12 protein-coding genes are annotated in these 12,101 nt (G+C 59.3%); 5 read left to right on the top strand and 7 right to left on the bottom strand.

The features are described from left to right. Positions 1 to 108 precede the first annotated feature (108 nt). Genes recF through CRO62_RS18020 form a run of 3 tightly spaced genes read left to right on the top strand, consistent with a single transcriptional unit; the run spans position 109 to position 2,499 of the window. Positions 109 to 1,236: a DNA replication/repair protein RecF gene (gene recF, locus CRO62_RS18010; protein ID WP_097101071.1), complete on the top strand. Its 1,128-nt coding sequence runs from the start codon at positions 109 to 111 to the stop codon at positions 1,234 to 1,236. 22 nt (positions 1,237 to 1,258) lie between these two features. Continuing rightward, positions 1,259 to 2,026, top strand: coding sequence for a molybdopterin-synthase adenylyltransferase MoeB (locus CRO62_RS18015; protein WP_097101072.1), 768 nt, complete (start codon positions 1,259 to 1,261; stop codon positions 2,024 to 2,026). Next, a complete protein-coding gene (locus CRO62_RS18020) occupies positions 2,023 to 2,499 on the top strand; it encodes a GNAT family N-acetyltransferase (RefSeq protein WP_097101073.1) in 477 nt (158 codons plus the stop codon). Before CRO62_RS18015 ends, CRO62_RS18020 begins: the two co-directional genes overlap by 4 nt. 79 nt (positions 2,500 to 2,578) lie before the next feature. Here the strand turns inward: CRO62_RS18020 and CRO62_RS18025 are convergent, their stop codons facing one another. Then, positions 2,579 to 3,583 carry a 2-hydroxyacid dehydrogenase gene (locus CRO62_RS18025; protein ID WP_097101074.1) on the bottom strand — a complete coding sequence of 335 codons (1,005 nt, stop codon included), beginning with the start codon at positions 3,581 to 3,583 and terminating at the stop codon, positions 2,579 to 2,581. 180 nt (positions 3,584 to 3,763) lie between these two features. On the opposite strand from CRO62_RS18025, the gene CRO62_RS18030 reads away from it, so the two are divergent. Next, on the top strand, positions 3,764 to 4,297 hold the full coding sequence (locus CRO62_RS18030) for an SH3 domain-containing protein (RefSeq protein WP_003514268.1): 534 nt from the start codon (positions 3,764 to 3,766) through the stop codon (positions 4,295 to 4,297). On the opposite strand, the gene CRO62_RS18035 is transcribed toward CRO62_RS18030, so the two are convergent. After that, positions 4,290 to 5,282, bottom strand: coding sequence for an adenosine kinase (locus tag CRO62_RS18035; RefSeq protein ID WP_097101075.1), 993 nt, complete (start codon positions 5,280 to 5,282; stop codon positions 4,290 to 4,292). The two genes, CRO62_RS18030 and CRO62_RS18035, sit on opposite strands and share 8 nt — an antisense overlap. A gap of 535 nt (positions 5,283 to 5,817) precedes the next feature. Between CRO62_RS18035 and CRO62_RS18040 the strand changes: the two genes are divergently transcribed. Continuing rightward, positions 5,818 to 6,762, top strand: coding sequence for an AEC family transporter (locus CRO62_RS18040; RefSeq protein WP_013635221.1), 945 nt, complete (start codon positions 5,818 to 5,820; stop codon positions 6,760 to 6,762). A gap of 15 nt (positions 6,763 to 6,777) precedes the next feature. On the opposite strand, the gene CRO62_RS18045 is transcribed toward CRO62_RS18040, so the two are convergent. The 5 genes from CRO62_RS18045 to rbfA all read right to left on the bottom strand — a co-directional run bounded on the left by CRO62_RS18045 (position 6,778) and on the right by rbfA (position 12,089). After that, positions 6,778 to 7,794, bottom strand: a complete 1,017-nt coding sequence (locus tag CRO62_RS18045; protein WP_003514275.1) for a class I SAM-dependent methyltransferase — start codon at positions 7,792 to 7,794, stop codon at positions 6,778 to 6,780. A 76-nt stretch (positions 7,795 to 7,870) separates the two neighbouring features. Beyond that, positions 7,871 to 10,018, bottom strand: a complete 2,148-nt coding sequence (gene pnp / locus CRO62_RS18050) for a polyribonucleotide nucleotidyltransferase (RefSeq protein WP_003514278.1) — start codon at positions 10,016 to 10,018, stop codon at positions 7,871 to 7,873. Between the two features lie 270 nt (positions 10,019 to 10,288). Then, a complete protein-coding gene (rpsO, locus tag CRO62_RS18055) occupies positions 10,289 to 10,558 on the bottom strand; it encodes a 30S ribosomal protein S15 (protein WP_003514294.1) in 270 nt (89 codons plus the stop codon). A 163-nt stretch (positions 10,559 to 10,721) separates the two neighbouring features. Next, entirely contained in the window at positions 10,722 to 11,669 is a 948-nt protein-coding gene (gene truB / locus CRO62_RS18060) for a tRNA pseudouridine(55) synthase TruB (RefSeq protein WP_097101076.1), read from the bottom strand. A 3-nt stretch (positions 11,670 to 11,672) separates the two neighbouring features. After that, positions 11,673 to 12,089, bottom strand: a complete 417-nt coding sequence (gene rbfA / locus CRO62_RS18065; protein WP_097101077.1) for a 30S ribosome-binding factor RbfA — start codon at positions 12,087 to 12,089, stop codon at positions 11,673 to 11,675. Positions 12,090 to 12,101: the final 12 nt, after the last annotated feature.

The following is a 12,101-nucleotide window of genomic DNA, read 5'->3' on the forward strand; positions in this document are numbered from 1 at the left end:
CAAAAAGTTGCTACTGGAGACTGGATTGCGGTGTGGTGGCATTGTGTTCAATGCGAACGACGCATTCCCCACCTTGCTATCCAGCTATGTTCGTTTTAGGCCGTACAGATGACGAATAAGGTGTCGCTTTTACGGCTGAAACTCACGGACTTCCGCAACTATGCGGCGGCGTCGCTTACGCTGGATGACCGCCACGTGGTGCTGACGGGCGACAACGGTTCCGGCAAGACCAATCTCCTAGAGGCCGTTTCGTTTCTTTCGCCCGGAAGGGGCCTGCGCCGCGCCACCCTGTCCGATGTGACGCGAGTGGGGGCGGAGGCCGCCGGTTTTTCGATTTTTGCGGATGTCGACGGCATGGACGGCGAGGTCGCCATCGGAACCGGGATCGAGGGTGACGGCGAGGTAGTGTCGCGCCGCCTGAGGCTGAACGGGACATCGGTGAAGTCGGTCGATGAATTGACGGATCATCTGCGGGTGCTGTGGCTGACGCCTGCCATGGATGGGCTTTTTACCGGTTCATCCTCGGATCGCCGGCGTTTTCTCGATCGGTTGGTGCTCTCGCTCGATCCCGCGCATGGACGGCGGGCAAGCGACTTCGAAAAGGCCATGCGCGGCCGCAACCGTCTGCTTTCGGAAGGCCGTTTCGATCCGGTCTGGCTGGACGGTATCGAGAAGCAGATGGCGGAACTCGGCATTTCCATGGCGCTCGCGCGCTATGAAATGTTGGGTCTTTTGAAGAGCCTCATCGAAGGCCGTTCCGGCAATGCTGCCTTCCCCTCGGCGGCGCTGGCGCTCTCGGGTTTCATGGACGACACGCTCAACCGGCCGGCTGTCGATCTGGAAGACGAGTATAGGTTTACGCTGCGCGAAGGCCGGTATCGGGACGCGGCGGCAGGCCGCACGCTTGATGGGCCACACCGTGTCGATCTGTTCGTGCGCCATGCGGAAAAGAACATGGAGGCAGAGCGTTGCTCGACTGGAGAACAGAAGGCGCTGCTGGTGGGATTGGTGCTTGCGCATGCCCAGCTCACCGCCAACATGACCGGCCATGCGCCGGTTCTGCTGCTCGACGAAATTGCCGCGCATCTGGATGAGGGCAGGCGGGCGGCTCTGTTCGATCTCATTCACGCGCTCGGTGGTCAGAGTTTCATGACCGGAACGGATGCGGCAATGTTCTCCGCCCTTGGCGACAGGGCGCAATTCTTCAATGTCTCCCACGGGGGCATCACGGCATGACGGCAAAAAAATGGAGTGCGACATGGACCCGCTGAGCCCGGACGAAATCGAACGCTACAAGCGCCATATTCTTCTGCCGGAAATCGGCGGTGCCGGGCAGCAGCGTCTGAAGGCGGCGAGGGTGCTGGTGATCGGGGCTGGTGGCCTTGGCGCGCCTGTCCTTCATTATCTTGCTGCAGCCGGTGTCGGCACGCTTGGCCTGATCGATGACGACGTGGTCTCCCTGTCCAATCTCCAGCGGCAGGTGATCCACGATACCGGCACGATCGGTGAGCTGAAAACGGCAAGCGCCCGCGCAGCCATCGCCCGGCTCAACCCGCATGTGCGTACCCTTGTTTTTGAGGAGCGTTTTTCGCAGGTCTGGGCGCACACCCATCTGCCATCATTCGATCTCCTTATCGACGGCTCTGATAATTTCGACACACGTTATGCCGCTGCCGATGCCGCAGAGGCTGCTAAAAGGCCACTGGTAACGGGCGCTGTCGGCCGTTTCGATGGTTCGGTAACGGTGCTGAAACCCTATGAGGCGGGTGCCGATGGTAATCTGCTGCCGGGGTATCGCGATCTGTTTCCGGAGCCACCGCCGCAGGGGCTTATTCCGAATTGTGCGGAAACGGGCATCGTCGGTGCTTTGACCGGCGTGATCGGCACGATCATGGCCATGGAGGCCATCAAGGTGATCACCGGTGCCGGCGAGCCATTGGTCGGCCGCCTGCTTCTTTATGACGCCCTGTCGGCCCGCTTCGAAACCGTGCGTTACAAGCGCCGCCCTGCTGGAAAAAAAACATGACCGAGATCACAAGGATTGGCGAAGAATTCGAGCGCTGGCAGGAGCTGCTTGCGCTTATCATGTCGTCCTTCGCCTATATGGACGGCGTCATCGACCCACCATCGTCGGCTCACCGTTTGACGCTCGAAAATCTCGCGGAGAAGGCGAGGGTGGAGACCGCTTTCGTGGCGCTGGATGGTGATGAGATTGTTGGCTGCCTGTTTTGCCGGCCGGAACCACCGGCCTGCCTTTACGTCGGCAAGCTGTGCGTCTCCCCGAAAGCGCAGGGCAAAGGCATCGGCAAAATGCTTCTGGAGCGGGCCGAAGCATTGGCCCGCGAATTGGCGTTACCGGCGCTGCGGCTGGAAACGCGCATCGAGCTTGTCGGCAATCACACGAAATTCGCCGCCTGGGGTTTCATCAAAACCGCTGAAAACGCCCATCCGGGTTATGACCGCACGACTTCGATTGAAATGACGAAATTCCTCGGCTGAGACGGCTCAATTTTTGCTCCGCTTAAAAGCCTGCTTTTCCCTCCCATGTCACGATCGGACACGGCTTGTCTGAACCGGTTCAGTTCCGCCCCGGCAGCACCCGGTTCGGCGGTCGGTGTCCGTCGAAAAGCGTGCGGATGTTGATGATGACCTTGTCACCCATCTCGATCCGTCCCTCGATCGTCGCTGAGCCCATATGGGGAAGCAGCACGACCTTGCCTTCTCTCGCGAGCTTGATGAGCTTGGGATTGATTGCGGGTTCGTTCTCGTAGACATCAAGACCGGCTCCGGCGATCTTTCCCTCGCGCAGGCACTGGATCATTGCCGCCTCATCGATGATATCGCCGCGCGCCGTATTGACGATGTAGCTTGTCGGCTGCATCAGCGCGAGCCGTCGTGCCGAGATCAGGTGATAGGTCGCAGGTGTGGAGGGGCAATTGACGGAAACGATATCCACCCGCGCCAGCATCTGGTCGAGGCTATCCCAATAGGTCGCCTCAAGCTCCGCTTCCGTCGCCGGGTTGACGCGTTTGCGGTTGTGATAGTGAATGGAGAGGCCGAAAGCCTTGGCGCGCCGCGCAACTGCCGTACCGATGCGGCCCATGCCGACAATGCCGATGCGTTTGCCGGAAATGCGCCGTCCCAGCATCCAGGTCGGCGACCAGCCCAGCCATTCGTCGGCGCCATTGGCAAGCACGCGCGTGCCTTCGATCAGGCGGCGCGGCACGGCCAGCACCAGCGCCATGGTGATATCGGCGCTGTCTTCGGTCAGCACATTGGGCGTGTTGGTCACGGTGATGCCCTTTCGGGCGGCCGCGTCCACATCCACATGGTCTATGCCGTTGGAGAAGCTGGCGATCAGTTTCAGTTGCGGCCCCGCTTTCTCGATCATGGCGGCGGTGATGCGGTCCGTGACTGTTGGCACCAGAACGTCGACCCGCTGCATGGCGGCCACAAGCTCTTCCTCGCGGCGCTGCGTATCGTCGATATTCAGTTCGGCATCGAAGAGTTCCCGCATTCTGGTTTCGACGACGTCAGGCAATTTGCGGGTGATATAGACTGTCGGTCTCTTCTTGTGGGTCATCGTTTGCCGCTGCCTTGTTCAGAAGTCATTAACCAGAAAGAGCGATAATTTCTTTCAATCAGGGCGTTTCTACCAGACCCACCGGCGAAGACAAATAAAACTCGCCGAAGCTTGAGGCGTGTGGAAACGAGCCTCCTCGAATTTAATCCGGTTTGCAGAAGGCAGGAAACGGAAATGGGCATGCGCAGTGTAGTTTCTATGGTTTGCATTGCATTGTCTCTGGGCCTCTTTGGTGTGGCGAACGAGGCCATGGCGCAAGGCGCTGCCAAAGGCGCAAGCGGCCTGCCTTTGCCCCGTTTTGTCAGCCTGAAATCCAAGCGCGTCAACATGCGCATCGGACCCAGCACGGATTATGCCGTTTCCTGGATGTATATGAAATCGGGAATGCCGGTTGAAATCATTCAGGAATATGAGAACTGGCGGCGCATCCGCGATGCCGATGGCACGGAAGGCTGGGTTAACCAGGCGCTGCTCTCCGGCGAGCGCACGGCCGTCGCCGCGCCCTGGATGCGCGGCAAGGGCAAGGATGTCTACGTGAACATGCGCCGCGACGCACAGTCGGGCGCCTCCGTCATCGCCCGGCTGGAGCCGGGTGTCGTCTTCAGGATCGGTGAATGCAACGGCGACTGGTGCCGCGCCGAGGCCGGTCAGGCCTCAGGCTGGGTGTCGCAGGGTGAAATCTGGGGTGCTTATCCCGGCGAGGCCTTTAAATAAGGCCGTTTTTCTCGCCCAGCGCCTTGAGCGATGACATCGGGCGCGGCCCGACCTGCTGAATGACGGCGGCAGCAGCAAGGCAGCCGAGTTTGCCGCAATCTTCCAGAGACCGATCCTGCGTGTAACCGAACAGGAAGCCGGCGGCGAAAAGATCGCCGGCACCCGTTGTGTCGACCACGTCATATACCGGATAGGCTTCTACCTTCACGCGTTCCGTGCCGCGCAGGATAACGGCGCCTTCTTCGCTCATCGTTACCGCTGCGATCTTGCAATCGGCAGCGATTTTCGTCAGCGCCAGCTCGAAATCGTCGGTTTCATAGAGCGAGAGAGCTTCCTGCTTGTTGGCGAAAACGATGTCCACGGTGCCGGAACGCATCAGGTCGAGAAATTCTTCGCGGTAGCGGCCAACGCAGAAACTGTCGGAAAGCGTCATGGAGACTTCACGGCCGTTCTCATGCGCAATGCGGGCGCAATCGCGAATGGCATCCTTGGCGCGCGGCGGATCCCACAGGTAACCTTCGAAATAGGTGATCTTCGTGTTCGCTACGACGTCTTCTTCTACATCTTCCGGACCGAGATCGACGCAGGCGCCGAGATAGGTGTTCATCGAGCGCTCACCGTCTTCCGTGACGAAGATCATTGAGCGGGCAGTCGGCGGAAACGTGCCTTCCGGCTTCGTTTCGAAATAGACGCCCTGCGCGCGGATATCGTGCTGGAAGATTTCGCCGAGCTGGTCTTCGGCCACCTTGCCGAAATAAGCCGCCCTGCCACCGAAATTCGCCACGCCCGCCGCCGTGTTGCCCGCACTTCCGCCGGAGGCCTCGAGAGCTGGTCCCATCAGCGAATAGAGCAGTTCGGCCCGCTCCGCGTCGATGAGGTTCATCGCGCCCTTGGTGATGGCGTTATCATTGAGGAAGCGATCATCACAACGGGAAATGATGTCGACGATGGCATTGCCGACAGTCAGTACGTCGAATTTCGTCATAGGCCCTATCCGGTTTGCAGGGTGCACATTTTTGAACGGTCTTAAACAATTCTGGCGGCAAGAAAAGCCCAAAGGGAAAATATGCGGTTCTCCACCAGAGACAGAAACGCGTCATGTGCCTGTAATGTGGTTAAGCTATCACTCCGATCAGAGCAAACGGTGTGTGAATACGTACCAGAATAGGAGACATGAGGTCTTCTGGCTCACCCGTTATCTCCGTCACGGATGTACTGACGGCGTATAACGGATATGACAAAAGGCGGGGGAAACCCCGCTTTTTCTTTTGGTCCACCTTTGCGGCGCCCCTTTCTAGAATGCCGCAAGCGGGTTTTCATTACAGACGGTACTCGAAAAACCGACCGCAGCGCCACTTGATCCAGTGACCGGTTTTGAGGGGCTTTCTGCAAAAATACCTCACGGAGCTACGTCGCGTATTGAATGAAACATCGGGGTGCAGCGTTTTCGCGATTCCATTCCTGTGGAAAAGGCTCTAAAGCGGAGTATCTCCCGCAAAAGCCGCGAAAGCTCTCCCTCCATGTCTGCCGTTGCCGCGAACGTCGCTCCGATTTTCATTCTCATCCTGATCGGCTGGCTCACCGTCAAGGCAGGCTTGTTCAGAGCTGATGCCGGTGAGATTCTCAGCGATTTCGTGTTCAAGATCGCCGTGCCGACTTTGATCTTCCGCACTCTTGCGGAAGCGAATTTTCACGGCGCATCGCCCTTCCGGCTGTGGCTGACCTATTTCGCCGGCGTTGCCGTAACCTGGACGGTTGGGCATATCGTCACGCGGTACATCTTCAAGCAGGATAGTCGCATCGCCGTCATAGCCGGCATATCCTCGGCCTTTGCCAACAATATCTTCATCGGCCTGCCGCTCGTCGGGCGGTCCATCGGGGATGAGGGGCTGGTCGCCCTCTCCATTCTGCTGGCCATCCATCTGCCGGTCATGATGATTGCCGGTACCATCCTGATGGAGAACGCCACGCACAAGGCGGTGGGCGGCGAAAAGCGCAGCATGGCTTCTGTCTTCAGGCAGGTCGGCCGCAACCTCATCACAAATCCGCTGGTGATCGGACTTTTCATCGGGCTTTCGACCAATGTTTCAGGCGTGACGCTCACGCCCATCCTCAAGACCGTGGTTGACCAGATCGCGTCCATGGCGGGACCGGCAGCGCTCATCTCGCTCGGCATGGCGCTGACGAAATACACCATTCGCGGTAATCTGGGGATTGCCGTCACCATGACGGTTTTCAAACTGCTGCTTCTGCCTGCCTGCGTGTGGGCCATGGGCCACGCTCTCGGCCTCAGCCGGGAATGGACGGCTGCCCTCGTGCTCACCTCGTCGGTGCCGACAGGGGTGAATGCATGGCTGATCGCCAACCGCTTCGGTATCGGCCACAGCGTTGCGGCCTCCACCATCAGCATTTCCACGGCGACCGGTGTTCTTTCCGTGTCGCTGTGGGCATGGCTGTTGAGCTGATGATGCTCGAATTGCTTACTTCTGGGCGCTCAGGATCTTGAAGCGCGCGTTGCGGCATACCTCGGCGCTGGTGCGGAATTCCGCCGCCAGAACCGGCTCATAGGGCATGCCGCGATTGGCGACCATTAGCAGCTTTCCACCGTTGCGAAGCGCGCCGGCCGCCGTCTTGATAAAGGCCTGACCGAGCGCGGGTTCTGCCGCCTGTCCTGCCGCGTGGAAAGGCGGATTCATGATGATGAGGTCGTACTTTTCTTTCGGCGGCTCGTTTGCAAGGTCCTGCCAGAAGAAGCGTGCCGTCAGGCGCGGATTGTTTTCAAGAAGATTGGTCTTGGCGAATTCAAGAGCGTTCCAGTCCGCTTCGAAAAGATCGATACGCGCCGTGCGCGGCGATTTTTCCGCCAGCATGACCGAGAGATAACCCCAGCCTGCGCCGAAATCGGCGGCGTTGCCGTCGAAGTCCGTCGGCAGGCGCGACGCGAGCAGCTCCGAGCCATCGTCCACGCGGTCATGCGAGAACATGCCGGGCATGGCGGTGAAACGGCCAGCAACCGTAACGGAATGTTGCGCGAGTTTCGACACGGCAGATGCAACGTCTTCCGGCCGTTTGAACCAGAGGGCGACGCCGTGGTACTTCGGCGTCGATTCCGCCTCGATGCCAAGCTTTGCCAGTGTCTTGCGCAGCGTCAGGATGCCGTCTTCCTTCGATCCTGCCGCAACGATCAACCCACCCGCCTTGACGCGCGAGAGCGCTTCAGCGACGCGGTTTTCGTTCTCGCCGCGATGTTTGCCGCAAAGCAGCAGTGCCGCATCGTAGTCCTCGCCGGAAATATCCGGGGTGACTTCTGCGTTCTGCGCCTGAAGAGCCCGGTAAAGCGGTCGAAAATTCTGAACCGAGACGATGTCAGCGTTAAAACCGTCTAGCCGCGGGCCGGCTTCCGCTCCCAGAAACAGAACGCGCTCGCCCTCTTTCGGCAAGTCGAGCATCTCTGCGGCAAAGGGATGGAAAAGGGTTTTAACAGCGTCACGGCTCATTTGGAGCGTCCTCAAGATGGAATAGAAAAAAGGCGCGGGCAAAACCCGCGCCTCGATAGGGTCTGGCGAGACTGCCTTATTCGGCAGCGGCTTCGCCATCTTCCTTCTTCTTGTCTGCGGCAACTTCCTTGCCGGTTGCCTGGTCGACAACCTTCATGGACAGGCGAACCTTGCCACGCTCGTCGAAGCCCATCAGCTTGACCCAGACCTTGTCGCCTTCCTTGACGACGTCGGAGGTCTTGGCGACACGCTCGGAAGCGAGCTGCGAGATATGAACGAGGCCGTCGCGGGCGCCGAAGAAGTTGACGAAAGCGCCGAAGTCAGCGGTCTTGACGACCGTACCTTCGTAGATCTGGCCGACTTCCGGTTCTGCAACGATCGAATGGATCCACTTGCGAGCCGCTTCGATTTCCTTGCCGGAAGCAGAAGCGATCTTGACGGTGCCGTCGTCTTCGATGTTGATCTTGGCGCCGGTCTTTTCGACGATTTCGCGGATGACCTTGCCGCCCGAACCGATGACTTCACGGATCTTGTCGACCGGAATGTTCATCACTTCGATGCGCGGTGCGAACTCGCCAAGCTGGCCGCGGCTCTCGGTGATGGCATTCGCCATTTCGCCGAGGATGTGCTTGCGGCCACCCTGTGCCTGCTCCAGAGCGATCTTCATGATCTCTTCGGTGATGCCGGCGATCTTGATGTCCATCTGCAGCGAGGTGATGCCGTCGGCTGTACCTGCAACCTTGAAGTCCATGTCGCCGAGGTGATCTTCGTCACCCAGAATGTCGGAGAGAACCGCAAAGCGCTCGCCTTCGAGGATAAGGCCCATGGCGATACCGGCAACTGGCTTGGCAAGCGGTACGCCAGCGTCCATCAGTGCAAGCGAGGTGCCGCAAACCGTTGCCATCGACGAAGAGCCGTTGGACTCGGTGATTTCGGAAACGACGCGCAGCGTGTAGGGGAACTGTTCCGCGGTCGGCAGCATCGGACGGATAGCGCGCCATGCGAGCTTGCCGTGACCGATTTCGCGACGGCCCGGGGAGCCCATACGGCCCGTTTCACCGACCGAGTAGGGCGGGAAGTTGTAATGCAGAAGGAAACGTTCCTTGTACATGCCGGTCAGGCTGTCGACATACTGTTCGTCTTCGCCGGTGCCGAGCGTTGCAACAACGATCGCCTGGGTTTCACCACGGGTGAACAGCGCCGAGCCGTGCGTACGCGGCAGGATGCCAACTTCCGAAACGATCGGACGAACGGTCGACAGGTCGCGGCCATCGATACGGCTCTTGGTGTCGAGAACGTTCCAGCGAACGATCTTCGCCTGAAGGTGCTTGAAGACAGCGCCGATTTCTTCCGGGCTATACTTCGCTTCGCCTTCTTCCGGCAGGAAGTGAGCCTTGACCTTCGCCTTTACGGCGTCGACGGCGGCGTAACGGGCAGCCTTTTCGGTGATCTTGTAGGCGGTGCGCAGTTCGGTTTCGGCAAGGCCGAGCATTTCGTTTTCGAGCGCGGAGAAATCTTCCGGTTCGAATTCGCGCGGTTCCTTGGCGGCAACTTCAGCTAACTTGATGATCGCGTCGATAACCGGCTGGAAGCCGCGATGGCCGAACATGACGGCGCCGAGCATGACGTCTTCGTTGAGTTCCTTGGCTTCCGACTCCACCATCAGGACGGCGTCCTGCGTGCCGGCAACAACCAGATCCAGAACCGATTCATCCATCTCATCAAGATGCGGGTTCAGAACATATTCGCCGTTGATGTAGCCAACGCGCGCGCCGCCGACCGGGCCCATGAAAGGAATGCCCGACAGTGTGAGCGCAGCGGATGCGGCAACCATCGACAGAACGTCCGGGTCATTTTCGAGGTCGTGCTGAATGACCGTTACGACAACCTGCGTGTCGTTCTTGTAGCCTTCAGGAAACAGCGGGCGGATCGGACGGTCGATCAGGCGGGAAACCAGCGTTTCCTTTTCCGACGGACGGCCTTCGCGCTTGAAATAGCCGCCGGGGATCTTGCCGGCTGCGTAGGTCTTTTCCTGGTAGTTCACGGTGAGCGGGAAGAAGTCCTGTCCCGGCTTCGGAGACTTTGCGGAAACCACCGTCGCAAGAACCATCGTCTCGCCGTAGGTTGCGATGACGGCGCCGTCAGCCTGACGGGCAACCTTGCCTGTCTCGAGCTTCAGCGGGCGGCCAGCCCATTCGATTTCCACGGAGTGTTTATTGAACATATCTTGTCCTTGTTTGTGTATGCCCGCCTTGCGAGGGGGCAACGAACGACGCAATCACGGGCAAGACAGCCGGAGGCTTTCAAGGTGCAAGCATCCGGCAATCCTGCCCCATGACAGGTCTGCGGTTGAAAAGGCTGCACCGGCCCATCCGGGGCTGCCTTATCGTCCGGGGGCCACATCTATGGCGAACGCCCGGAAATTGAAGATGACCTTCAAAAGGCCAGATATAAAAACCGGCGGGTATCGTTGCGAAACCCGCCGGATAAGGTTTTAGCGGCGAATGCCGAGAGCACCGATCAGCTTGCTGTAACGGGCTTCGTCCTTCTTCTTCAGATAGTCGAGAAGCGAACGGCGGCTCGAAACCAGCGTCAGAAGGCCACGACGGGAGTGGTTGTCCTTCTTGTGGTCCTTGAAGTGACCGGTCAGGTTGTTGATCCGCTCGGTCAGAATAGCGACCTGAACTTCCGGAGAACCGGTGTCGCCTTCGTTCGTTGCATATTCCTTGATGAGGGCGGCTTTGCGCTCTGCAGTAATCGACATCGGACGATCCTTTCTATTTTAAGGAAAAATGGGACGCCTAGAGCCGGGATGTCGTCCAGCTCTGGCCATTCGGCAGCATAGGCAAAGCCCAAGCTGGCGCTGCCTATAAACTATTCCGGGTACAATTGAAAGAGGCGATTGACGCCGCCCCTCAAGGCTCGTCTCAACCGAAAACGCGCTTCGGCCGGAATTCGCCCTCGCCGATCTCGCCGATGGCAATGAGCTTGCCATGCGCAGTGGCGTAGGCCTCCGGGTGATTGGCCGGCGCATCACGCCCGCGCAGCAGGATCGGGTTGCCCATCTTCAGCCGGTGTGCCTGATCATCATTGATGATGAGGTGGGGAAGGGATGAAAGCGCTTCCGCCGTGTTGATCAGAAAAGCATCGAGCGCTTCGAGCCGCTCGTCGCGGTCTTCGATGGCTTCGAGCGCCGTCAAGGTTTCGAGCGGCACCATCATGTCCTCGCCGAATGGCGCGACCATGGTACGGCGCAATTGCGAAATATGACCGAAACAGCCGAGATCCCGGCCCATGTCGCGCGCAAGTGCCCGCACGTAGGTACCCTTGCCGCATTCCACTTCGAAATGCGCTGTGCTGGCGTCGGGGCAGGCGAGCAGCGTCAGGCGGTGAATTTCCACCTCGCGCGCGGGAATCTCCACCGTTTCGCCTTCACGCGCCAGATCATAGGCCCGCTCGCCGGCAATCTTGATGGCGGAAAACTGCGGCGGCGTCTGCATGATCACGCCGGTATAATTGGGCAGAATATCGCGGATCGCCTGTTCGTCCGGGCGCTGGTCGGAGGAGTTGACCACCTCGCCTTCCAGATCGTCGGTTGCGCGTTCTTCACCCCAGGTGACGGTAAACTCGTAGATTTTCCGGCCGTCCATGACGTAAGGAACGGTCTTGGTGGCGTCACCGAGGGCAATCGGCAGCATGCCGGACGCCAAGGGGTCGAGCGTTCCGGCGTGACCTGCCTTCTGGGCGTTGAACAGCCATTTGATCTTGGAAACGGCTTCGGTTGAGCCGAAATCGAGCGGCTTGTCGAGAATGAGCCAGCCCGAGATCGGGCGGCCCTTGGGTTTGCGGTTCTGCTGTTTGCGTGGTTTGGACATGCTTCAGTTCTGTTCGTCGTCTTTTTCGTTCGAAGGTCCCAGATCGCGCTGCACCTCCGGTGACCGCAGGAGTGCGTCGATCTTCTGGTAGTTGTCGAAACTCGTATCGTCGCGGAAACGCAGTTCCGGCATATACTTCATCTGTCGCAATTGCGGGCCGAGGCGGCCGCGCATGAACTTTGCGTGGCGGTTCAGGGCGTTGATGATGTCGGTATGATCCGCAACGCCAAGCGGCGTCACGTAAGCGGTCGCTATCTTGAGATCGGGCGACATGCGCACTTCCGAAATGGAAATGACGGTGCCTTCGATCAGATCGTCGCGGACTTCACCGCGCTGGAGAATTTGGGTCAGTGCGGCGCGCACCTGTTCGCCAACACGCAGCATGCGTTGCGAAGGGGCCGATGATGTTGCTTTTGCCATGGGTAATGCCTC

Source organism: Rhizobium sp. AN6A (genome assembly GCF_900215635.1).
In the GTDB taxonomy this organism is placed as follows: Bacteria; Pseudomonadota; Alphaproteobacteria; order Rhizobiales; family Rhizobiaceae; genus Agrobacterium; species Agrobacterium tumefaciens.

Coding starts and splice junctions, on each gene's coding strand:
- CRO62_RS18030 (WP_003514268.1), top strand. CDS start 3,764: ATGCGCAGTGTAGTTTCTATGGTTTGCATTGCATTGTCTCTGGGCCTC.
- pnp (WP_003514278.1), bottom strand. CDS start 10,018: ATGTTCAATAAACACTCCGTGGAAATCGAATGGGCTGGCCGCCCGCTG.
- rbfA (WP_097101077.1), bottom strand. CDS start 12,089: ATGGCAAAAGCAACATCATCGGCCCCTTCGCAACGCATGCTGCGTGTT.
- recF (WP_097101071.1), top strand. CDS start 109: ATGACGAATAAGGTGTCGCTTTTACGGCTGAAACTCACGGACTTCCGC.
- rpsO (WP_003514294.1), bottom strand. CDS start 10,558: ATGTCGATTACTGCAGAGCGCAAAGCCGCCCTCATCAAGGAATATGCA.
- CRO62_RS18020 (WP_097101073.1), top strand. CDS start 2,023: ATGACCGAGATCACAAGGATTGGCGAAGAATTCGAGCGCTGGCAGGAG.
- CRO62_RS18015 (WP_097101072.1), top strand. CDS start 1,259: ATGGACCCGCTGAGCCCGGACGAAATCGAACGCTACAAGCGCCATATT.
- CRO62_RS18040 (WP_013635221.1), top strand. CDS start 5,818: ATGTCTGCCGTTGCCGCGAACGTCGCTCCGATTTTCATTCTCATCCTG.
- CRO62_RS18045 (WP_003514275.1), bottom strand. CDS start 7,794: ATGAGCCGTGACGCTGTTAAAACCCTTTTCCATCCCTTTGCCGCAGAG.
- CRO62_RS18035 (WP_097101075.1), bottom strand. CDS start 5,282: ATGACGAAATTCGACGTACTGACTGTCGGCAATGCCATCGTCGACATC.
- CRO62_RS18025 (WP_097101074.1), bottom strand. CDS start 3,583: ATGACCCACAAGAAGAGACCGACAGTCTATATCACCCGCAAATTGCCT.
- truB (WP_097101076.1), bottom strand. CDS start 11,669: ATGTCCAAACCACGCAAACAGCAGAACCGCAAACCCAAGGGCCGCCCG.